The organism is Lysobacter antibioticus (assembly GCF_001442535.1).
Taxonomy (GTDB): domain Bacteria; phylum Pseudomonadota; class Gammaproteobacteria; order Xanthomonadales; family Xanthomonadaceae; genus Lysobacter; species Lysobacter antibioticus.
In genome coordinates, this window is record NZ_CP013141.1 from 1,255,143 (window position 1) to 1,277,030 (window position 21,888).

The following is a 21,888-nucleotide window of genomic DNA, read 5'->3' on the forward strand; positions in this document are numbered from 1 at the left end:
ACCGCCGCGGCGGGGATACCACCACCGATCGATCCGTTTGCATAACCAATACAAGATGAGTGGGGAGAACACGATGCAGCACACGTCTACCAAGCAACGCCAACTGATGCGTTTCGCACTGTCCGCGGCGATCGCCGCGATCCTGGCGCCGGGTTACGCCCTGGCCCAGGACGCCGCCGCGCAGGCAGCGGCGCCGCAGGCCGAAAGCGGCAGCGAATCGGCGACCACCCTCGACGCGGTCATCGTCAGCGGCACCGCGCGCTTCAAGGGCATCCGCAAGCGCGACGCCAGCTTCTCGATCACCACCGCCTCGCTCGAACAGATCCAGGAAGCGGTGCCGCTGAGCACTGCCGACGCGCTCAAGGTCGTGCCGGGCATCTGGGCCGAATCGGCCGGCGGCAGCACCGGCGCCAACATCTTCGTGCGCGGCATGCCCTCGGAAGGCGACGCCCCGTTCGTCACCGTGCAGATGGACGGCGCGCCGCTGTATCCGCCTCCGACCCTGTCCTTCCTCGAGAACTCGACCCTGTTCCGCATGGACGACACCATCGAGCGCATGGAAGTGCTGCGCGGCGGCCCGAGCCCGATCTTCTCCAACGGCCAGCCCGGCGCGACGGTCAACTTCATCCAGAAGAAGGGCGGCGAAGAGCCGGCCGGCAGCGTCCGCGTCGGCCTGGGTAGCGACAACCTGCGCCGCGTCGACCTGTTCAACAGCGGCAAGCTCGGCGAAGGCTGGTATTACAGCGTCGGCGGCTTCTACCGCACCACCGACGGCGTCCGCGACACCCAGTTCCCGGCCGACAAGGGCGGCCAACTCAGCGCCACCCTGACCCACAGCTGGGACAGCGGCGAAGTGACCGTGTATGCCCGCCACACCAACGACAAGAACGCTTTCTTCACCCCGATCCCGCTGCTCTCGCGCAACAACGGCAGCAGCCTGTCGAGCTTCCCGGGCCTGGACGCACAGACCGGCACCCTGCTCGGCAACGACTTCCGCCACGTGACCCTGCCGACCGGTCCGAACGGCCAGAGCATCACCCGCGATCTCGCCGAGGGCCGCGGCATCAATCTCGACGTGTTCGGCGCCTCGATGGACTTCTACGTCGGCGACTGGACCATCAGCGACCGGGTCAACTACGTCAGCGGCAGCGCGCCGACCAACGGCCTGTTCACCGGCGCCAGCCCGAAGACCATGGCCGACTTCATCGCCGGCTACGGCAGCGCCGGCACTGCCACCTACGTCAACGGCGGCGGCGCAGTCGATCCGAACCAGCAGGTCCTGACCGCCGGCTTCTGGGTGGTCGACAAGGAGCTGGAATCGTTCACCAACGACCTGCGCTTCAGCCGCGACCTGTTCGAGGGCAACACCCTGACCGCCGGCGTCTACTACGCGCGCTACTCGTCCAAGGACACCTGGTACCTCGGCAACAACATGCTGCTGACCGCGCAGAACAACGCGCGCCGGATCAACCTGAGCCTCGCCGACGGCCGCCAGGTCACCCGCGACGGTTTCACCGGCACCTCGTTCTTCTCGCTGCGCGGCGACTACGACGGCCAAAACACCGCGGTGTTCCTCGCCGACGAGTGGCAGATCAACGATCGCCTGCGCCTGGACGGCGGCATCCGCTACGAGTGGCAGCAAATCGACGGCACCGTGCACGACGTCGCCTCGGTCGACCTGGACGGCAATCCGAACACGCTCTACGACAACGCCACTTCGATCTCGCTGCCGACCTCGCGCCGCATCGACCAGGACGACAAGCATTTCTCCTGGACCCTCGGCCTGAACTACAAGCTCAACGACAGCGCCAGCCTGTTCGCGCGCGCCAACTCCGGCTACAAGCTGCCGGCGTTCGACAACCTGCGCGACGGCAACACCAAGACCCAGGAAATCGACCAGTACGAACTCGGCTTCAAGTCCGGCAACTCGGTCTACGACCTGTACCTGACGGCGTTCTACAACAGCTTCACCAACTCGCCGTTCCAGGCCTTCCTCGACGACGGCACCAACTTCACCACCGCCGGCGATTCGGAAGCCTACGGCGTCGAAGTGGAAGCGGCGGTGCGCCCGGTCGGCGGGCTCGAACTGGCCCTGACCGGCATCTGGCTCGACGCCAAGTACGAGAACTACCGCGAGTTCACCGGCAACCAGGTGATGCGCCAGCCGAAGCAGCAGTTCCGTTTCACCCCGAGCTATTTCTGGAACCTGCCGTTCGGCGACCTGAAGGTGTTCGCCACTTATTCGCGCATCGGCGACCGCTATGCCGACCTGGCCAACACCCAGAAGCTGCCCTCGTACCACACGCTCGACGTCGGCGCGAACATGCATGTCGGCGAAAACTGGGAGTTCGCCCTCACCGGCAGCAACGTCACCAACGAACTCGGCCTGACCGAAGGCAACGTGCGCGTGCCCGGCGCGGCCACCGGCGGCGTGTTCATGGGCCGTCCGATCGCCGGCCGCTCCTACCTGTTCTCGGCCGCCTACCGCTGGTGATCCGGGCTCCGCGTCGCCGCCCGGCGGCGGCGCGGAGTTCCACCGGGCGGCTCGATGCCGCTTGCTCGGTTTCCTCTTACCTCACCGTTCGCGCCGAGCTTGCCCGAAGCTGCCGCCCTCCCCCTCTCTCCGGCGTGCGCACTTGGCAAACCGTCGCGAACGGTCTTTTATCTCCTGGTCGGGCCTCGCGCCGGACCGCTTATCCGCTCTCCGGCGCCGCGCCGGAGCGCTCACCGGAGCCACGCCCGCATGAACCGAGGCCGCATGATCCTGGCGATGATCCTCACCTACATGGTGTTCGGGATCTTGCTCAACAGCGTCGGCACGGTGATCCTGCAGTCGATCCAGGGCTTCGGCATCAGCAAGAGCGACGCCAGCATTCTGGAAGCCTTCAAGGACCTGCCGATCGCCATCGTCTCGTTCCTGACCGCCTCGCTGATGCCGCGCCTGGGCTATCGCCGCGCGATGATGCTGGGCCTGGGCTTGGTCGGCGCGGCTTGCCTGCTGATGCCGCTGTTGGCCTCGTTCTGGATGACCAAGCTGCTGTTCGTCGCCACCGGCGTGTCCTTCGCCCTGGTCAAGGTCTCGGTGTATTCCTCGATCGGCCTGCTCACCGAGGACAAACAGGCCCACGCCAGCCTGACCAGCACCATCGAAGGCTGGTTCATGGTCGGCGTGCTCGCCGGTTACTGGATCTTCGCCTGGTTCATCGACCCGCAATCGCCGGGCGACCCGGTCTGGCTGCGCGTGTACTGGCTGCTCGCGGCGATCGCCGCGGCGATCCTTGCCCTGCTCGCGACCTCACGCATGGACGAACGCGCCGCCAGCGACGGCCACGCGGTCGGCGATTCGTTTCTCGACATGTTCCGCCTCGTCGCCCAGCCGCTGGTCGCGGTGTTCCTGGTTTCGGCCTTCCTGTATGTATTGATCGAACAAAGCGTCGGCACCTGGCTGCCGACCTTCAACCGCGAAATCCTGCACCTGCCGACCACGATGAGCGTGCAGGCGGCGAGCATCTTCGCGGTGTCGCTGGCGCTCGGCCGCCTCGCCGCCGGAGTGGCCCTGCGCCGGGTGCCCTGGCATTGGTTGTTGATGGTCTGCGTGCTGGCGATGGCGGCGCTGGTGCTGCTGGCGCTGCCGCTGGCGCGCAACCTGCAGCCGAACCCGGCGATGAGCTGGGCGCATGCACCACTGGCAGCTTATGTGTTCCCGCTGATCGGGCTGTTCATGGCACCGATCTATCCGGCGATCAATTCGGTGGTGTTGAGTTCGCTGCCGAAGTCGCGGCACGCGGCGATGACCGGCCTGATCGTGGTGTTCTCGGCGCTCGGCGGCACCACCGGTTCGTTCATCACCGGTCAGCTGTTCGCCCGTATCGGCGGCGGCACCGCGTTCTATCTGTCGCTGCTGCCGATGGCCATGCTGTTGCTCGCGATCGCCTTGCTCAAGCGCCAGTCCGGCTTGGCCGAACGCGCAGCCATGGCGCCCTCCTGATTGCCCAGCCGTTCGCCGCCGATCGGCGGCGTTCTCTTTCTCGCGAGGCTCGGCTATGCTCGGCCTCGTGGCTATGGGCGTCCTTCCTTCTACTCTGAAACTAGGGTGCCCGCTTCCCACATCGCCCGCCTCTCGGCGGGCTTTTCATTGGAGAGGGACATGAACGGAATCTACCTGCGCCGACGCGGCAAGCTGTATCTCAAGGCCGGCGACGGCGGCGCAAGCGCGGCGCAAGTCGCGATGGTACAGAAGGAAACCGAAGCGTTCGGGTTCATCTTGTCCGAAGCGGTGATCGAACGACTCGGCACCTTGTCGACCGAGCAACTCACCCGCGTCCTGCGCGAATTGCGCAAGCACCTGGCGGCGATGACCGGCGCGCACCGCGAGCATCGGCCACTGTTCCCGGATTTCCCCCGGGGCTCGTTGGCGCTGGCCGAAGCCGAGCTGTACATGCGTACGGTGTATCACTACGTCACCCGGCGCCGACTGCATCTGCAACAACCGGCCGAAACCGTGCCGCTGCTCAACGGCCGCGCCCCGCGCGAGATCGAGCTGGGCACGTTGGACGACTACGAGAACATCTGCACCACGCTCGCCGCCTCGCGCACCTCGCTGTCGCTGCAGGACAAAGCCGACCTGGGCTGGTTCATCGCCCAGTACCGCGCACAGGTCGTCCGGCTGCTGCCTGTCGAGATTCCGTTCAAGGAAAATCTGGCCGTCATCGGCGCGGGCCTGCTGCGCCATGCGCCCGGCGAACCCACCGACGAGTTCCTGCGAACGCATCTCAAAACCGCGACCGATACCCTGCGCCTGGCGGTGGCTCTCAGCGAAGGCGACGTATCGCTGGCCGAACCGACCCGCTTCAAACCCATGAAACGCGGCGAGCGCCGTTTTCTGCTGCGGCAATTGGAAACCCTCGACGACCCCACCGAAGACATGCGTCGCTGGGGCGAGCGCTGGAAACGCCTGGGCGAAGTGCTGCATCCGGGCGATTACCGCGAACGTTTCCCCAAGACCTGGCGCGCCTTTCGGGTACTGCGCGAAAACCTGGCGTTCGCGAGCTTCAACGGCGCGATCGAGCACGCGCTGGAGCAAGGCCGCACCGGCGCGGTCGCTCAACGGCTCGCCGCGCGTCCGGGCGAGTTCGCGCGCCGGCTCGATCATCTGCTGCGCAGCGGCAGCGAATCGCAGGCGGTGCTGGAACGTTTCCGTGGCGTCGCCGAACAGGTGTCCACTCCGGTCCTGCTGCAGGCTTTGAGCCAGTTCGAACATCGCGGGCAATCGCCGCTGCGCACCTTTTTTCCCAAGGGCGACGCCGCGCGCGCTTGGGCGCTCAAGGACCGGCGCGCGCCGATCGACGCCCGGGTCCTGAGCGATGCCATCGCCGTCTGCCGCGATGCATTGCGCGCCCGCTTCGCACGTTTGCCGCCGCTGGGCCGTTGCTACATCGATCCGGCCCTGGCGCATATGCGCGCGCCGCTGGCGCAGCGCTCGGCCTCGCGCGCGCTGCGCACCCTGGTGCGCGGCAGCCGCCTGCCCTTGCCCGATACGCGTTTCATCCGCCTGTTCCTGTGGTGGAGCAACGGCCGCCAACGCACCGATATCGATCTGTCGGCGGCGTTCTTCGACAGCAACTTCGTGTATCGCGACGTCGTCTCCTACTACAACCTGCGCGGGTACGGCGGCCACCACAGCGGCGATATCGTCAATGCGCCGCAGGGGGCCGCCGAGTTCATCGACCTGGATCTGCAGCGCTTGCGCGGGCTCGGCCTGCGTTTCGTCGTGGTCAGCATTCACAGCTACACCGAGCAACCGTATTGCGACTTGCCGGAGTGTTTCGCCGGATGGATGGCGCGCAGCGATGCGAACTCGGGCGAACCGTTCGAGGCGCGCACGGTAGAGGACCGGCTCGACCTCGCCTCGAACCAGCAAAGCTGCCTGCCCTTCGTGCTGGACCTGGAAACCGATCAGATCCTCTGGACGGACATCGGCCTGGGCGGCTATCCGCGCTGGAACAACGCGGCCAACCACCTGAGCGGCATTTCCCTGATCCTGCGTGCGATGACCGCACTGGCGACGCCGGATCTGCACACCTTGTTCGAACTGCACGCGCAGGCCCGCGGCCGCGTGGTCGAATCGCCGGATCAAGCCGATACGGTGTTCTCGATGCGCGAAGGCGTTACCCCCTTCGACGTCGACCGGATTCGCGCGGAATTTCTATGATTCCCCTCGCCGCGCCCGCTCGGGCGAGGCGCTCGCAACAGCCGGACCGCTCAAGCGCCGCGAGCGGCCCGCGACGAACGCCGCAAGCCGTCAAGCCACCCGCGTGTTGCGCCGGTCATTCGATCAGCACGTACTCGCCCTTGGCGCCGAAGCGCTTGCCGGCGCGCGCGCACAGCTTGCCGTCGCAGCGGGTCAGGGTGCCGGCCTTGGTCGCATCGAGAATCTCGGCGCCGAACTCGGCGCGTTCGATCAGGCGCAGCGATTTGCGGGCGAAGTACCAACTGCCGCCGACCGCCAGCAGCGAGCCGATCAGCAGGGCCACGGCGCTCTTGTAGATCAGGTTCTGCTGCGCGCGTTCGATCTTCTTGCGTTGATCGTCCAGCGCCTGCGCCGCGCGCGTGGCGACGTCGGCGCTGTCGCGCAGTTGCGTGCCGATCGAGCCGAAAGCCAATTCGGCGCCGCGGCCGACCGCTTCCTGGGCCTGCGCCTGCACCGCTTGCACGATCTGTTGCGCGAGCTCCTGCGCACCGGCGCCCACGCCCTGGGCGGCGCGATGCAGTTCTTCGGCGCTGCGGTCGACATGCTGCACCGCGCGTTCGCTCTGGTCTTGCAGATGTTGGGCAAACACCGCCAGATCGGCGGCGAGTCGTTTCAGGTCTTGCGCGTCCTGCACGATGGTTCTCCCTAAGGGCGGGTTATGGACCGGAGCTTGGGCCGGAGCTGGAGCCGCCAAGCGGCGACTGCGCGGCTTGCGCCCGCGCCTGGAGGTTCGCCTTGATCTGTTGGTATCGGTCGTGACCGCTTTGCAACCAGGCCTGGCCCTCGGCGGACTGGGCATAGTCCTGGGTCGCCGCCTTGAAGGCGGCGCCGTCCTGGTGCCTGGCCGCCTCGACCAGACGGGCGAAGGTTCGGTCGATATCGTTTTCGTCGGTCATGAGGGTCGAATAGCGAAACGGAACGCGCCGCAGACGGCGCGCGAAACGCAACGAGGCTTCGGCCGACACGAGGCCGAACAAGGCCAGGCTGCGAACCTGGAATGGCGCTTGGATCGTGCAGCGGCGAATGCGGTGAAGCATCGCGACCGGCGCCCTCGGGCCCGGCCACGTTAGCACTCGCTGCGATCTGCGCCCACCGTACGGATCGCACGCGACCCGTCGCCGTGTCCCCCGGCGCAGCGTGGCAGTGTGCCCTCACTGCATCGTCGGACTCAAGTGCGGCGCAGCGCGGGCAGCTCGAGTGCAGGTGCCATGCCTGCATGCCGGGCCCTACGGCATCGGCTACAGGCGCAGCTCGCTTTCGCGATCGAAGAAATGCATGCGCTCGGCGGCGTACGACAGATGCACGGTGTCGCCGGCGCGCGGCAGGTTGTACGGCGGCAGGCGCACGACCAGGTCGCAACCGCCGCAACCGAGGTTGAGGAAGGCCTCGTTGCCGACCGGTTCGACCACTTCGACCTGGGCCGCCAGGGTGTCGGGGCCGGCCTCGGCCAGGTGCATGTCTTCCGGGCGCAGGCCGATCGTCAGTTCGCGCCCGACATAGGCGCGCACCTTTTCGCGGGTCTCGGCATCGGGGCGCAGATTCAGCGCGACGCCCTCGCCGATGCGCAGCGACAGGTCGCCGTCGCGCTCATCGACCTGGCCCCACAGGATGTTCATCTTGGGGCTGCCGAGGAAGGTCGCGACGAACAGATTGACCGGCCGGTTGTACAACGCCATCGGCGTGTCGATCTGCTGGATCTTGCCGTCCTTCATCACCACGATGCGCTGCCCCAGGGTCATCGCTTCGATCTGGTCGTGGGTGACGTAGATCATGGTGGTGCCGAGCTGGCGGTGCAGGCGCGCGATCTCCACGCGCATGCCCATGCGTAGCTTGGCGTCGAGATTCGACAGCGGCTCGTCCAGCAGGAACACCTGCGGTTGCCGGACCAGCGCGCGTCCCAGGGCGACGCGCTGGCGTTGCCCGCCCGACAGCGCCGCCGGTTTGCGCTGCAGCAGCGGCTCCAGCTCCAGCATCGCCGCCGCCGCGCCGACGCGTTCGGCGATCTCGGCCTTGCCCATGCCGCGCAGCTTGAGCCCGAAGCCGAGATTGTCGGCCACGGTCATGTGCGGATACAGGGCATAGCTCTGGAACACCATGGCGATGTCGCGGTCCTTCGGCGGCATGTCGTTGACCCGACGCTCGCCGATGCTCAGCTCGCCCGAGCTGATCGTTTCCAGCCCCGCGACCATCCGCAACAGGGTCGACTTGCCGCAGCCCGAGGGGCCGACCAGCACCAACAATTCACCGTCCTCGATCTCGAAGCTGGCATCGGCGACGCCGACGTAACCGTTCGGATAGACCTTGCGCAGACGATCCAACGTGACCTTCGCCATGAATTCTCCCGACAATGCGACCGGAGCGATGCATTTGTCCTCGCCCTGGGCTATTCTGCCATGTAACCGTTTTCATGCACGTCCGATTGGCTCCGGAGGCCACGACGAATGACCGATCCCCGCCCTGCTGCTGTTCGCCCCACGTCCGAGCGTCGTTTTCCCGAGGGTTTCCTGTGGGGCGCCGCCACCGCCGCCCACCAGATCGAAGGTTCGCCGATGGCCGACGGCGCCGGCCCGAGCATCTGGACCCGCTTCGCCCACACCCCCGGTATGACCCTCAACGGCGACACCGGCGACGTGGCCTGCGACCACTACCGGCGCTGGAAGGACGACGTGAAGCTGATGCGCGAACTGGGGCTGCAGGCCTACCGTTTCAGCGTGTCCTGGTCGCGCATCCTGCCCGAAGGCACCGGCCGGGTGAACCAGGCCGGTCTGGATTTCTATTCGCGCCTGGTCGATGAGCTGCTCGCCAACGGCATCGAACCGCTGCTGACCTTGTACCACTGGGACATGCCGGCCGCGCTCGACGACCGCGGCGGCTGGCTCAACCGCGACTGCGCCGACTGGTTCGCCGAGTACGGTCGGGTCATGTACCGCGCCCTCGACGGCCGGGTCAAAAAGTGGGTCACCCTCAACGAACCCTGGGTGATCACCGACGGCGGTTACCTGCACGGCGCGCTGGCGCCGGGCCACCGCAGCCGCTTCGAAGCGCCGATCGCCTCGCACAACCTGATGCGCGCGCACGGCGCCGCGGTCCAGGCCTATCGCGCCGAGGGCAAGCACGAGATCGGCCTGGTGGTGAACATCGAGCCGAAATACGCCGCCACCGATTCGGCCGAAGACGCCGCCGCGGTCGAGCGCGCCCATGCCTACATGAACGAGCAATACCTCGACCCCGCCCTGCTCGGCAGCTATCCGCCGGAACTGCGCGAAATCTTCGGCGAAGCCTGGCCGGAATGGCCGCAGGCCGACTTCGAGCTGATCAAGCAGAAGCTCGACTTCATCGGCGTCAACTACTACACCCGCAGCGTCACCAAGGCCGCCGAGAGCTATCCGCTCAACACCGGCGTAGTGCGCCAACCGCTCGGCACCTACACCGAGACCGGCTGGGAAGTGTTCCCGCAGGGGCTCACCGACACCCTGACCTGGGTCAAGCAGCGCTACGGCGACATCCCGATGTACATCACCGAGAACGGCGCGGCCTTCTTCGATCCGCCGGTGGCCGAACCCGATGCCAGCGGCGAGCGCCGAGTGCGCGACCCGCTGCGCATGGACTACCTGCAAAAGCATATCGGCGCGATCCACGACGCCATCCAGGCCGGCTGCGACATCCGCGGCTACATGGTGTGGTCGCTGCTCGACAACCTGGAATGGTCGCTGGGCTACTCCAAGCGTTTCGGCGTGGTCCACGTCAACTACGGCACCCAGGAACGCACGCCGAAAGACAGCGCACGCTGGTACTCCAAGGTGATCGCCAGCAACGGCACCCACCTCGGCGAACCGCTGCCGTACTGAGACCGGCCGCACGCCGCGGCCGAGGCTAGGGTCGTGGCGTAAGGCCCCGGCATCGTTCGCGCGGCAGCGGGGACGGCAGCGCAAGCGACCGCGGCGGCGCTGTTTGTGTGTGCCGCGCGAAGTATCGTCACCCTGCGGCGTCGAATGTTGCCGCCGGGCGCTCAAGCGGCGATATGCTTGGACCCCGGCCGGGATCGGCGATCCCGGCGGCGTAAAGGACGCCGCGGCGGCGTTCGTTCGACTTCCCTCTCCCACTTGGTTTGCGGGTTCCATGCACGACACCCTGCTGCTGTTCGGCGCCACCGGCGATCTCTCCCAGCGCTATCTGTTTCCCTCGCTGGTCCACCTGTGGCGCGACCGCCTGCTGTCGCCCGGATTCCGCATCGTAGCGGTCGGCCGCCAGGCCCTGAGCGACGACGAGTTCCGCGCCTGGTTGCGCGAACGCATGGCCAACGAGGTCGCCGACGACCCGGCGGTGGTCGAGGAATTGCTGGGCCGGATCGCCTATGTTTCGGTCGACCTGCGCGACGAGGCCGCGATCGCCTCCGCCCTGGCCGGCTATGCCGACCGCCCGAGCGTGAGCTATCTGGCGACGCCGCCGGACTTGTTCGTACCCGTGGCGCAGGGCTTGAAGGCGGCCGGCCTGCTCGAAGGCGAGTCGCGCCTGGTCCTGGAAAAACCGATCGGCCGCGACCTGGCCTCGGCACGCGCGATCAACGCCGCGCTGCGCGCCTGCCTCGACGAAAGCCGGATCTTCCGCATCGATCATTACCTCGGCAAGGCCGCGGTGCAGAACCTGCTGGCGCTGCGTTTCGGCAACACCTTGCTGGAAGCGGTGTGGCAACACCGCTGGATCGAATCGGTCGACATCTTCGTCGGCGAAACCGCCGGCGTCGACGGCCGCGAAGGCTATTACGCCAATTACGGCGCGCTGCGCGACATGGTCCAGAACCACATGCTGCAGCTGCTGGCGCTGATCGCGATGGAGCCGCCGTCGGCGCTCGACGCCGACAGCATCCGCGACGAAAAGCGCAAGGTGCTGCGCGCGCTGCGGCCGATGACCGCGTCCGATGTCGCCACGAGCACCGTGCGCGGCCGCTACGGCGCCGGCGTGGTCGAAGGCCGCGCGGTCAAGGGCTTCGTCCACGATGCGCCGGTCGAAACCTTCGTCGCCGTGCAGACCTGGATCGACAACTGGCGCTGGGCCGGCGTTCCTTTCCGCCTGGTCACCGGCAAACGCCTGGCCGAACGCGCCACCGAAGTGGTGGTGTCGTTCCGGCCGGTCGCGCATTGGCTGTTCGAGCGCCCGCGCCGCGGCCGCGAACGCCCCAATCACCTGCGCATGCGCCTGCAGCCCGACGAAACCATCGAGCTGGGCCTGATGGGCAGCCTGGCCGCGCCGGAATGGGGCGCGCTGGAACTGCGGCCGATGTCGCTGGATCTGCAGGCCTCGTCCTCGCCGCAGCGGCGCATCGCCTACGAGCGCCTGCTGGTGGACGCATTGCGCGGCAATCAGACCCTGTTCGTGCGCGACGACGAAGTCGAGTCGGCCTGGCAGTGGATCGACAGCATCGAACGCGCCTGGACCCAGACCGCGCAACCCATCGTCGAATACCCGGCCGGCTCCTGGGGGCCGGCCGAAGCCGAGGCCTTCCTGCCCCCGGTCAACGGTCATCGTGGAGGCCAGGCATGAGCGGCGCCCTGCTCGCGGATATCGGCGGCACCAACGCCCGCTTCGCCCTCGCCCAACCCGACCGCGCCGCGCCGCAGTTGCTGCCCGACAGCGTGCAGATCTTCGCGGTCGCCGATTTCCCCTCGCTGGCCGATGCCGCACGGCATTATCTCGACCGTACCGGCGCCGCCCCGAGCCATGGCGTGTTCGCCGTGGCCGGGCGCGTCGACGGCGACGAGGCCCGCATCACCAACCACCCGTGGGTGATCTCGGCCGAACGCACCCGCATCGCCCTGGGCCTGCAACGCATCGACCTGGTCAACGACTTCGCCGCCCAGGCGATGGCGGTGTCGCTGCTGCAACCGGCCGACGTGGTAGCGATCGGCGGCGTCGCCTGGCGCGGCTGGAACGAATCCGGCGACCGTACCTACGCCATCATCGGCGCCGGCACCGGCCTCGGCGTCGGCGCGTTGCTGCGCCGCGACGGCCGCTACTACCCGCTGCAAACCGAAGGCGGCCACGTCAGTTTCGCCCCCGGCACGCCGGAAGAGATCGAAGTGCTGCAGCGCCTGTCGGGCGAGTTCGGCCGCGTCTCCAACGAGCGCCTATTGAGCGGCAGCGGCCTGGTCAATCTGCACCGCGCGCTTAGCCAGATCGCCGGTGAAGACCCGGGCCCGCTGCAGCCGGCCGACATCACCGCGATGGCTCGCGAGGGCGACGCCCGCTGCCTGCGCGCCATCGACGTGTTCTGCGCGGTGTTCGGCGCCGCCGCCGGCGACCTGGTGCTGACCCTCGGCGCCTGGGACGGGGTGTTTCTGCCCGGCGGCCTGGTGCCGAAACTGATGCCGTGGCTGGCCCATTCCGGCTTCCGCCAGCGCTTCGAGCACAAGGGCCGGTTCTCGCCGACCATGGCACGGGTACCGACCCTGGCGGTGACCCACCCGCAGCCGGGCCTGCTCGGCGCCGCGGCGCTGGCCGCGCAGTTCGCCCCGGCCACCGATCGCACCGACGCGGCCTGAGCGGCCGCGCTCCAGGGTAGGAGCGGCGCGAGCCGCGACCGCGATCGCACACGTGGCTGCGCGGCACGCCTGCAAGCCCGGACTCGCGGCTTGCGGCCAGAGGGAGCCCCCTGTGGACGCCGGCCTACCCCGGCCTCCGCCGCCCAGCCGCCTCGCCGAGCACGCCGTCTTGAAGTCGGCCGTGCCAGAATCGTCGCCATGCTCGACGCTCCCTCGCCCGTTCCGCACGACCCCGCCGAACCGGACACGGTGCCGTACCGGTGGCACGAGCATCGCAGCTTCGACACCTGGACCTGGTCCTGCGCGGTGGCGATCGCCGCCGAACTGCGCCGCGATCTGTCGCGGCGCCCGCGCGCGCGCCTGCTGCTGTCCGGCGGCACCACGCCGGCGCCGGTGTACCGCGCCCTCGCCCGCGCCCCGCTGGACTGGAGCCGGGTCGATGTCGCCCTGGTCGACGAGCGCTGGCTGCAACCCGAAGACCCCGACAGCAATGCCTGGCTGGTCCGCCAGCATCTGCTGCGCGACAACGCCGCCGCGGCGCGCTTCGAAGCGCTGACCCGGCCGGGCCGCAGCATCCAGGAGTCGGCCGCCTTCGCCAACGCCCACGCTTTGCAGCCGGCCACCGCGGCGGTGCTCGGCATGGGCGAGGACGGCCATACCGCTTCGCTGTTTCCCGACATGCCCGACCTGCAGCGCAGCCTGGCCTCGCGCCACGCCTATGTCGTGGTCGATGCCAGCGGCAGCCCAGGCGCGCGCCAGTGGAGCAAACGCATCAGCCTGACCCCGAGCGGCCTGGCCCAGGCGCAATCGCGCTTCCTGCTGATCCAGGGCAAGGCCAAGCGCGAGGCCTTCCAGCAGGCGCTCGCCAGCGGCGACGTGCAGCGCTGGCCGGTGCTGATCGGCCTCGATGGCGCCACCCCGCTCGAAGTGCACTGGTACCCCTGAAACTCCGGGGTAGGAGCGGCGCGAGCCGCGACCGCGGTCTTGCACGCTGCTGCGCGGCCAACATGAAACCCCGCGCTCGCGGCTCGCGCCGCGCCTATTCCTGATCGATCGCCATGCTCACCGTCGCCGGTACGCGCTCGATCCTCAGCTCGTCCTTCTCCCAAGTCCGCGGCCGTCCATCCACCACGGTCTTGCCGGGCGCGCCGGCGAACGGCCAACGCAGCACCAACCCGCCCGGCGGCACTTCGATGCCCGCGGCGATCTCCAACTTCGCCTGTCGGCCTTCGCGCTTGAAGCGATAGCCCAACGCGCCGTAGGGCGTGCGCAGGCCGTCCACGCTCACGCCGTCGCCTTGCAGCCAGCCGGCCGGAATGCCGGCCGCGATCACCAATGCCTGATCGATGTCGCGGGTGTAGGCGAACAGATCCAGCGCCGAGCGCACATAGTCCGATTCGACCCAGGCATGCGGCAGGTCGCCGACGAAGAACGGTTTGCGCGGCGTGCGCGAAACCACTTCCGCCCACTGGTTCCAGGCGCGCGGTTGCTGGTCCTTGAAGAAGAACTCCAGCGCTTCGTGGGCGCGCTCGCGCCAACCCAAGCGCACGAAGCTGCCGATGGTGCGCAATTCGTACGGCGTGTAGTCCTTCCATTCGCGGCGGCCGTCGCGGCGGTCGACGAATTCCTTCCAGTAACGCTCGAAGGTGTTGTGCAATAACGCCTCGGGCAACAACCCTTGTTCGCCGCCGGGCGCCAGGGCGATGGTGGTCGAGGTCGCATCGAAGTCGCCGAGCTCGGCCGCACCGGGCAGGTAGTCGATCTGGTGGGCGCGGGTCGCGGCTTCGAGCGAGCGATACAAGTCATCGCGGAATTGATCGCGCGAAGCGGCAAAAGCGGACGCCTCGACGTCCCGGCCGAGCCATTGCGCGATCTCGACCGCGTCTTTGTAGCCGCGCAACGCCCAGAAGTTGTCCCAGTACGAATGCATCGGCTTGGCCGAATAGCCTTCGTGGCTGATCGAGGCCGGCATCATTCCGTAGAAGGCCGGGTTCAGCGCGCGGTTGGCCGGCGTGCGCTCGCTCAGGCGCAGCTCGTCCATGTACGCGACCGCTTTTTCCACGTGCGGCCACATCGATTCGAGCAAGGCTTTGTCGCGGGTATAGCGATAGACCTCGGCGACGGTGAAGATCAATTCGCCGTGGCTGTCGTTCTCCGGCACCGGGTCGCTGCCACGGTCGTCGACGCAGCACGGCACCTTGCCGTTGTCGAATTGATACGGCGCGTACCAGCGCAGGAATTCCTCGGCGACGTCCTCGCGACCCATGCGCAACAGGCCTTCGCCGATCATCGCGCCGTCGCGGATCCAAGCTCGCGCGTATGAGCGCGTACCCGGCTGCAGGCGCGGGCCGACCCGGCTGATCAGCATGTGCGCCAGGCCGGTGCGCAAGGTGTCGACGACATGCTGGCCTTGCGCCGGCACGCGCAATTTGACCCGGTCGAGCTTGTCGCGCCATTGCGCCGCTGTCTCGTCCTGCCATCGCGCGGCCTGTGCCGGATCGCGCGACGACGGAGCATCCGAGCCATCCTGCGGCAGGTACAGCGCCACCTCGCGGCTTTCGCCCGGCGCCAGCCGCATCGGGTACAACAAAGCCGCCGACGCCAGCCCGCTGAGGTCGTAGGCTTCGCGCTCGCCCGAGCGGGTCGCCGACGCGCGCAGACGGCTCACCACGTCGCCGTCCTGGAACGGCATGGCGAAGGCCGTCCCCACCGGCGTCAACGAGCTCACGCTGGAACGGCCGTCGAGTTTCACTCTGCCCGCCTTCGCGTCGATCTCGATACGGTGGATGCCGCTGACGCCGCCGGTCGTGCTGAGGAACTGGGTCGGCGGATTGACCTGGAACGGCCGGATCGCCAGCGCCAGGGTCGTGCTGCGCGGCTGCTTCGAGGTATTGCTGAGCCGGTAGCGGGCGACGATCAGATCGCGGTGTTCGAGCAGCGGCGCGAACGCGGTGACGCTGAGTTGCAGATCGCCGGCGTCCCAGCTCACGCTCGGAATCGGCAGATAAGCGTCCTGCAGGCTCTGGCCGATCTTGACGTCGGCCCAGGTCTTCAGCGTGCCGCGCGTCGATGCCCCGTCCTCCAGCAGCAACAAAGGCTCGACGCTGTAGCCGCCCTTGAAGGCCTCGACCGCGCCGTCTTCGCCGATCAGGCCGTGCGAGGTGCCGCCATCGGTACCGAGCACGGTCCAGTACGGCTGCTCGCCGCTGAAACCGCGCGGATAGTCGCCGCGCGGGGCGCGTTGCGCGAGTTCCTTGATGAAGTCGTTCGGCGTCGCAGCGAACGCCAATGGCTGCACGCTCAGTTCGGCCAGGCCGAAGCCCCGGCCCGGCCCCTGCTCCGCCAGCAGCCGCAGATAACGCGCTTCGGCCTCCGGCAGCGGAACGAAGTCGGAGCCGCCGTCGCCGCGCTCGATCGATCTGAGCTTGTCCCAATGCTTGCCGTCCTTAGACAGCTCGATGCGATAGCGCGAGGCATGTTCGTCCTTGGCCCACTGCAGGATCACGCCGCCGAATTCGCGCACGCGACCCAGGTCGAGGGTCAGGCTGGCGGCCGGGCCGGCGGCGCGCCACGCAGTGTTGGGATCGCCATCGACCGCGTACTCGGCGCGGCTGCCATCGGCCTTCGAAGTGGCCGTCACCGTAGCGGTCAGCGGACCGCCGGGGTCCTTCGGCAGGGCCTGGAAACTCAGCTCATCGAAGCAGACCGAGCCCTTGCCGCCGACGCTGTTGTAGACGGTGAACTCGAGCTTGGCGCTCTTGCGCAGGGCCGGATCGGCCGCCGGGCCCCAGGCGCGGCTGATATGGCGCTGCTTGTAGACCACCGGCGTCCATTGTTTCGGATACTCGTACTTGGGTTTGTTGACCCACCAGACGTTGTCGCCGCTGGCGTCGACCAGCTTGAACTGCAGGTCGTTGCGCGGCGAATCGCCGCGCATCTGGAACGCGAAACGATAGTCGTCCGGATAGTCCAGCGGCAGTTCGCGTTGCAGGCCGGCGTAACCGGAAACGCCGTTGAAGTCGTAATCCAGGCACAGGCCCCGGCCCTTCGCACCCGCGACCGAACGCAGGCTCGCGCTGACCTGGTTGGAAGTAACCACCGTCCACGGCGCCGCGGACTCGAAGCCGTCGAGCAGGTGGGGCTCTTGCAGGCGGGGCTGTTCCTGGGCGATCAGCGGCGCCGAGATCAGGGCCAGGCACAGGGCGAACGCGTTCGCGACCGTTTTGTCGGCACGGGTGACGTACGCACGCCCACGCGGCGCGACGGATTGCTTGCGTTCCGACATTCGTTCCACCTCTTGGCGCCGCGCGGGCGCGCGGCGGGACGGTTCTAACCTTTGACGCTGCCGACCAGCAGGCCTTGCAGGTAGTAGCGCTGCAACACCAGGAACAGCAGCAGCACCGGCACCACGGTCACGACCGAGCCGGCCATCATCATCTCGTTGTCCTGCACGTGCTCGCGCGACAGCGAAGCCAATGCGACCGGCAAGGTCTGCAGGTTCTCATTGCTGAGCACGATCAGCGGCCACATGAAATCGTTCCAGGCGCCGAGGAAACTGAAGATCGCCAAGGTCACCAGGATCGGACGCAAGGCCGGCAGGACGATCTGAAAGAAGATCCGCAATTCGCCGGCGCCGTCGATGCGCGGCGCTTCCAGCAACTCGTCGGGAATCGAACGCGCGTATTGGCGCACCAGGAAGATACCGAAGATGCCGGCCATGCCCGGCACCACCGCACCGGCGTAGCTGTTGATCAGGCCGAGCTGCTTGAGCATCAGAAACAGCGGCATCATCGAGACTTGGGCCGGGATCACCAAGGCCGCGAGCAACAGGCGGAACACCCGTTCTCGCCCGGGAAAGGCGAGCTTGGCGAAGGCATAACCGGCTAGGGTGTTGAGCAACACCGCGATCACGGTGACCAGGGTGGAGACCAGGAAACTGTTGAACAGGTAACGGCCCATGCCCATGCGCGAAAACAGCTCATGGTAATTGTGCAGGCTCGGCGACGAGGACCACAGCGGCGGTGGAAACGCGCTGGCTTCGCCCGGCTGCATCAGCGACACCGCGAACATCCACAGCAGCGGCGCCAGGCTCAGCACCGCCAGGCCGATCAGCAAGCCGTTGACGATCGCCTTCGCCAGGCGCGGACTCAGGCCGGAATCGTTCATTCGACCCCCTTGCGGCGCGCGACCCACATCAGGCCGCTGGTCACGGCCGTCATCAGCACGAACAACAGAAAGGCCACCGCCGAGGCGTTGCCGAGGTTCCACCACTTGAAGCCTTCTTCGTACATCAGGTACAGCACGCTGACCGTGCTCTGCAGCGGTCCGCCCTGAGTGATGACGTAGGGCTCGGCGAACAACTGGAAATAACCGGCCAGGGTCAGAATGCTGACCATCAGCAGCACCGGCCCCAGGATCGGCAAGGTGATGTGGCGGAACTGGCGCCCCGGGCTGGCGCCGTCGATGCGCGCGGCCTCGTGCAGGTCTTCCGGAATCGCCTGCAAGCCGGCCAGGAAGATGATCATGTTGTAGCCGAAGTTCTTCCACACCGCGAACAAAATGATGGTCGGCATCGCCCAATGCGGGTCGCCGAGCCAATCGACCGGGTCGATGCCGACCCACGACAGCACCCAGTTCACCAGGCCGTAACGGGTGTGGAACAGATAACGCCAGATCACCGCCACCGCCACCACCGTGGTCACCACCGGGGCGAAGAACGCGGTGCGGAAGAACGGCTTGAACAGGCCGAGCTTGGAATGCAGCAGCATCGCCGCGCCGAGCGAGACCGCGATCGACAGCGGCACCCCGACCACCACGAAATACAAGGTATTGCCGAGTGCGCTCCAGAACAGCGGGTTGCGCAGCAAATTGACGTAGTTGTCGAAAGCGACGAAACGCAGGTTGTCGATATGCGCCAATGAGTAGATGTCGAAATCGGTCAGGCTCAGCGCCAGCGCGGCCAGCACCGGCAAGCCGAAGAACAGTCCGATCACGCTCAACGCGGGCGCGGCGAACACCCAACCGGCGGTGGCGGGCTTCATCGCGACGCTCCGGCCGCGGGCATCTGGGCTGCAGCCTGCCGATCGAGCATCCAGCGCCGCTTCTCCAAAATACGGTCGGCGCGCCTGTCCAATTCCGCCGCGGCTTCGTCGACGCTGAGGCGGCCGTTGGCGAGTTGTTCGCCGACCAGTTTGATCTCCATGGCGATGCGCTCCCACTCCGGCACCTTCGGCGTCGGCCGCGCACGTTCGAGCTGATCGCGGAACGCGCGTGCATAGACATCGTTGGCCAGCACCGGCGCGTCCCAGGCCGCACGGCGCGGCGGCAGATTGCCGCTGAGGCCATGGAAGCGCACCTGCACCTCGGGTTCCGACAGATAGGCGATCAGTTTCCAGGCCGCGTCCTGGTGTTGCGAACTGCGGAACAGAACGAAGCTCGCACCGCCGGCGACCGAGGCGCCGGGGCCGTGCTCGCCCGGCAAGGGCATGGTCATCCAGGTCGGTTGCAGATCGGCCGGCAGGCGTCGCTTGAATTCGGCGATGTTCCAGGGGCCGTTGACGTAAAAACTGAAATAGCCGCGGCCGAATTCGTTCCAGACGTTGGCGATCTGGGTATTGCTCGCCAGCGGCGCCCAACGCCGGTCGAAGACTTCGCGGTAGAAACTCAGGGCGCGCTTGAAACCGGGGCTGCGGAAATTGCCGTAGCGGCCGTCCTCGCGCAGCAACGGGTCGGGCGACTGGATGCCGAGATTGAGCAGCGGCTCGGGCTCGTTGAGCGGAAACAACACGGCGTAGCGATCCGGGCCGACCTCGCGCTTGATCGCCGCCATCGCGGTCTTCCATTCCGCCCAGGTCGTCGGCGGCCGCGCGATGCCGACCTGCTTGAGCAGGTCCTGGCGATAGAACGGCAGGCGCGTTTCCACGTACCACGGCACCGCATAGGCGCGGCCGTCGATCACGCCGGTGTCCCAGGCGCCGGAAAAATAATCGCGCGCCTGCACGGACGGCGTCTGCGCCAGACGCGGGTCGAGCGGCGTCAAGGCATCGAGCAAGGCGAACTCGGAGATCCAGGTATTGCCGATCGCGCACACGTCGGGCAAGGCGTCGCCGGCGAAGGCGGTCAGCAGCTTCTCGTGCGCGGCGGTGATCGGCAGTTGCTGCACTTCGACGCGGATGCCGGGGTGGCGACGCTCGAATTCGGGAATCAGTTGGGTGACGACCTCGCCCTCGAAGCCCATCGCCCAGAACCGGACCACTTCGCGGCCGTCGTCGCGATGGCTGCAACTGCCGAGCAGCGCCAGCGCGCACAAGGCCACCAGGCCTCGCAACGCCTTGCCCCAGCCGCCGCCGCGGGCGGAGGAGTCATGCGCGGGCGTCGATGGGCAGTTCAAGCGCTCATTCCGGCTTGGGCGGGGTCTGCTTGGACGGCGCGTTGCCGCGCCCCGCGCGCGACTCGGCCTCGCCCAGCGCACGCGCGGTGGCCGGGTCCATCGCACCGGCCGGTTTCGCCGGCGCGCCCGGCGCGGCGGCACCGGCTTTCGCCGGCTCGCCTTCCTTGCCCTTCGCGTCCTTGTCCTTCGCAGCATCGCCCTTGGCATCGGCCGGGGCCAGCCAGCCGCCCTTGAATCCGGCGCGTTCGAGCCCGGCGCGGATGTAGGGATTGCGCTTCATCACGTTCCAGACGAACTCGTTGCGGTAGTTGCTGATCATCGCCAGGATCGGCCCCTGGTCGATGCCGATGTAGTCGCTGGACACCCAGCCCTGGTCCGGCACCAGGCGCCCGGTCTTGAGCGGGATGTCGTACTTGAAACTCGGGTTGAACGAATCCAGGAAGCCGTAGCTCGAATAGATGTACTCGCCGTAGCGCTCGTGCATGGTCACCGTGGTCGGGATCACGATCTCCGGCGCGAACGGCAGCGAAGCGATGGCCGCGGTCGGCGCGATGGTGCCGTCGTCGAAGTTCTCGCGCAGGCCGGCGCCGCGCGCCGAATAATGGCGGAACTGGCGCTGCTCGCCGCGGTACTCCTGCAAGGTCTGCTGCGGGCCGTCGCTCGCGGTCAGGCCCCACACTTCCGGGCCGTAGTCTTCCCACTTCATCGGGTTGGCGATGGCGTAGGCGCGCTGGGCGTAGGCGGCGCGGCGGCTGTTCTCGAAATAATCGATGCCGCGCTCGCGCATGTAGTCGTCCTGGATGCCGCGGAAATCGATCCAGACGTGGCTGTACTGATGGCCGAACAAGGGGCCGAAGGCGAGGAACTCCTCGCCCTGGTACACGCCCCAGACATCGTTGTAGGTGCGCGTCCACACCGTCCAGGCTTCCGGGCCGACCGGATGCGAGGGCGAGCCCAAGGCCAGCACGTACAACAGCATCGCCTCGTTGTAGCCGACCCAGTCGTGTTTGATGAAACCGCTCTCGGGGAACCAGCCCATCGAGATCAGCGGCTTGTTCTGCTGCAGCCAGGTCCAGTCGACCCGCTTGTACAAGGTGTCGGCGACCTCGCGGATCTCTTTCTCGCGCGGGTCGTCGCGGTCGTAATACGACTGGGCGAACAGCACGCCCATCATCAGCAAGCCGGTGTCCACGCTCGACAGCTCGACCCAGCTGTCGTAGCGCTGGCCCTTCTGCATGTCGAGGAAGTGATAGTAAAAACCCTTGTAACTGCCCTTGCCGCTGGCCTGCGGGCCGCTCGGCAGGTCGCGCAGGAATTTCAGGGTCAGCAAGGTGCGGTCGACCGCCTGGGTGCGGCTGACCCAACCCTTCTCGATGCCGATCGGATACGCGGTCAACGAGAAGCCGACCGAGGCGATGCTCGCGAACGGGCGCGAGGGATACCGGTCGGGGGTCAGGCCGTTCTGTTCGTTGGTGGTGTCCCAGAAAAACTGGAAGGTGCGCTTTTCGATGTCGCGGAACAGCGGCGGCAGCTCCAGCCGCTCCTGCTTGAGCGGCTCGATCACCACCGGCTCGGCGCTCACGATAGGCTGCGTCTGCGAGCCGGTCTCGGTTTTCTTGCACGCGGACAAGACGAGCAGCAGCGCGCCCAGGACAGCGATGGAGACCGCACGTGTGGTCGACTTGGCGTGGTGCATGAAACGAAAGACC

General features: G+C 67.4%; 15 protein-coding genes. 7 read left to right on the plus strand and 8 right to left on the minus strand.

The genetic code is table 11. The features are described from left to right. Positions 1–73 precede the first annotated feature (73 nt). From GLA29479_RS05210 to GLA29479_RS05220, 3 genes are all read left to right on the plus strand, one after another. Positions 74–2,494: a TonB-dependent receptor gene (locus GLA29479_RS05210; protein WP_425599960.1), complete on the plus strand. Its 2,421-nt coding sequence runs from the start codon at positions 74–76 to the stop codon at positions 2,492–2,494. Between the two features lie 249 nt (positions 2,495–2,743). Beyond that, the gene (locus GLA29479_RS05215; protein ID WP_057970986.1) at positions 2,744–3,988 is read left to right on the plus strand and encodes an MFS transporter; all 1,245 of its coding nucleotides are present in this window, start codon (positions 2,744–2,746) and stop codon (positions 3,986–3,988) included. Next, positions 3,989–6,211, plus strand: coding sequence for a TerD family protein (locus GLA29479_RS05220; protein WP_211265034.1), 2,223 nt, complete (start codon positions 3,989–3,991; stop codon positions 6,209–6,211). 115 nt (positions 6,212–6,326) lie between these two features. Here the strand turns inward: GLA29479_RS05220 and GLA29479_RS05225 are convergent, their stop codons facing one another. The 3 genes from GLA29479_RS05225 to GLA29479_RS05235 form a co-directional block, all read right to left on the minus strand. Further along, positions 6,327–6,884, minus strand: coding sequence for a hypothetical protein (locus GLA29479_RS05225; RefSeq protein ID WP_057917852.1), 558 nt, complete (start codon positions 6,882–6,884; stop codon positions 6,327–6,329). Positions 6,885–6,906: 22 nt separating this feature from the next. After that, on the minus strand, positions 6,907–7,227 hold the full coding sequence (locus GLA29479_RS05230) for a hypothetical protein (RefSeq protein WP_057970987.1): 321 nt from the start codon (positions 7,225–7,227) through the stop codon (positions 6,907–6,909). Positions 7,228–7,488: 261 nt separating this feature from the next. Continuing rightward, positions 7,489–8,583 (minus strand): ABC transporter ATP-binding protein, encoded by a 1,095-nt coding sequence (locus GLA29479_RS05235; RefSeq protein ID WP_057917850.1) that lies wholly within the window; start codon positions 8,581–8,583, stop codon positions 7,489–7,491. A gap of 108 nt (positions 8,584–8,691) precedes the next feature. Between GLA29479_RS05235 and GLA29479_RS05240 the strand changes: the two genes are divergently transcribed. The 4 genes from GLA29479_RS05240 (at position 8,692) to pgl (ending at position 13,734) form a co-directional block, all read left to right on the plus strand. Further along, positions 8,692–10,098: a GH1 family beta-glucosidase gene (locus tag GLA29479_RS05240; RefSeq protein WP_057917849.1), complete on the plus strand. Its 1,407-nt coding sequence runs from the start codon at positions 8,692–8,694 to the stop codon at positions 10,096–10,098. A 271-nt stretch (positions 10,099–10,369) separates the two neighbouring features. Next, positions 10,370–11,791: a glucose-6-phosphate dehydrogenase gene (gene zwf, locus GLA29479_RS05245; protein WP_057970988.1), complete on the plus strand. Its 1,422-nt coding sequence runs from the start codon at positions 10,370–10,372 to the stop codon at positions 11,789–11,791. Further along, positions 11,788–12,789 (plus strand): glucokinase, encoded by a 1,002-nt coding sequence (glk, locus tag GLA29479_RS05250; RefSeq protein WP_057970989.1) that lies wholly within the window; start codon positions 11,788–11,790, stop codon positions 12,787–12,789. The genes zwf and glk overlap by 4 nt, the downstream gene beginning before the upstream one ends. A gap of 198 nt (positions 12,790–12,987) precedes the next feature. Beyond that, entirely contained in the window at positions 12,988–13,734 is a 747-nt protein-coding gene (pgl, locus tag GLA29479_RS05255; protein WP_082638296.1) for a 6-phosphogluconolactonase, read from the plus strand. A gap of 94 nt (positions 13,735–13,828) precedes the next feature. On the opposite strand, the gene GLA29479_RS05260 is transcribed toward pgl, so the two are convergent. The 5 genes from GLA29479_RS05260 to GLA29479_RS05280 all read right to left on the minus strand — a co-directional run bounded on the left by GLA29479_RS05260 (position 13,829) and on the right by GLA29479_RS05280 (position 21,875). Then, complete coding sequence (locus GLA29479_RS05260) at positions 13,829–16,984, minus strand: discoidin domain-containing protein (protein ID WP_057973076.1); 3,156 nt, start codon at positions 16,982–16,984, stop codon at positions 13,829–13,831. Between the two features lie 134 nt (positions 16,985–17,118). Beyond that, complete coding sequence (locus GLA29479_RS05265) at positions 17,119–17,955, minus strand: carbohydrate ABC transporter permease (RefSeq protein WP_057970990.1); 837 nt, start codon at positions 17,953–17,955, stop codon at positions 17,119–17,121. Next, a complete protein-coding gene (locus GLA29479_RS05270; RefSeq protein WP_057970991.1) occupies positions 17,952–18,830 on the minus strand; it encodes a carbohydrate ABC transporter permease in 879 nt (292 codons plus the stop codon). Before GLA29479_RS05270 ends, GLA29479_RS05265 begins: the two co-directional genes overlap by 4 nt. Further along, a complete protein-coding gene (locus GLA29479_RS05275) occupies positions 18,827–20,116 on the minus strand; it encodes a sugar ABC transporter substrate-binding protein (protein ID WP_057970992.1) in 1,290 nt (429 codons plus the stop codon). The genes GLA29479_RS05270 and GLA29479_RS05275 overlap by 4 nt, the downstream gene beginning before the upstream one ends. Positions 20,117–20,183: 67 nt before the next feature. Next, positions 20,184–21,875: a glucoamylase family protein gene (locus tag GLA29479_RS05280; protein ID WP_057970993.1), complete on the minus strand. Its 1,692-nt coding sequence runs from the start codon at positions 21,873–21,875 to the stop codon at positions 20,184–20,186. Positions 21,876–21,888 lie beyond the last annotated feature (13 nt).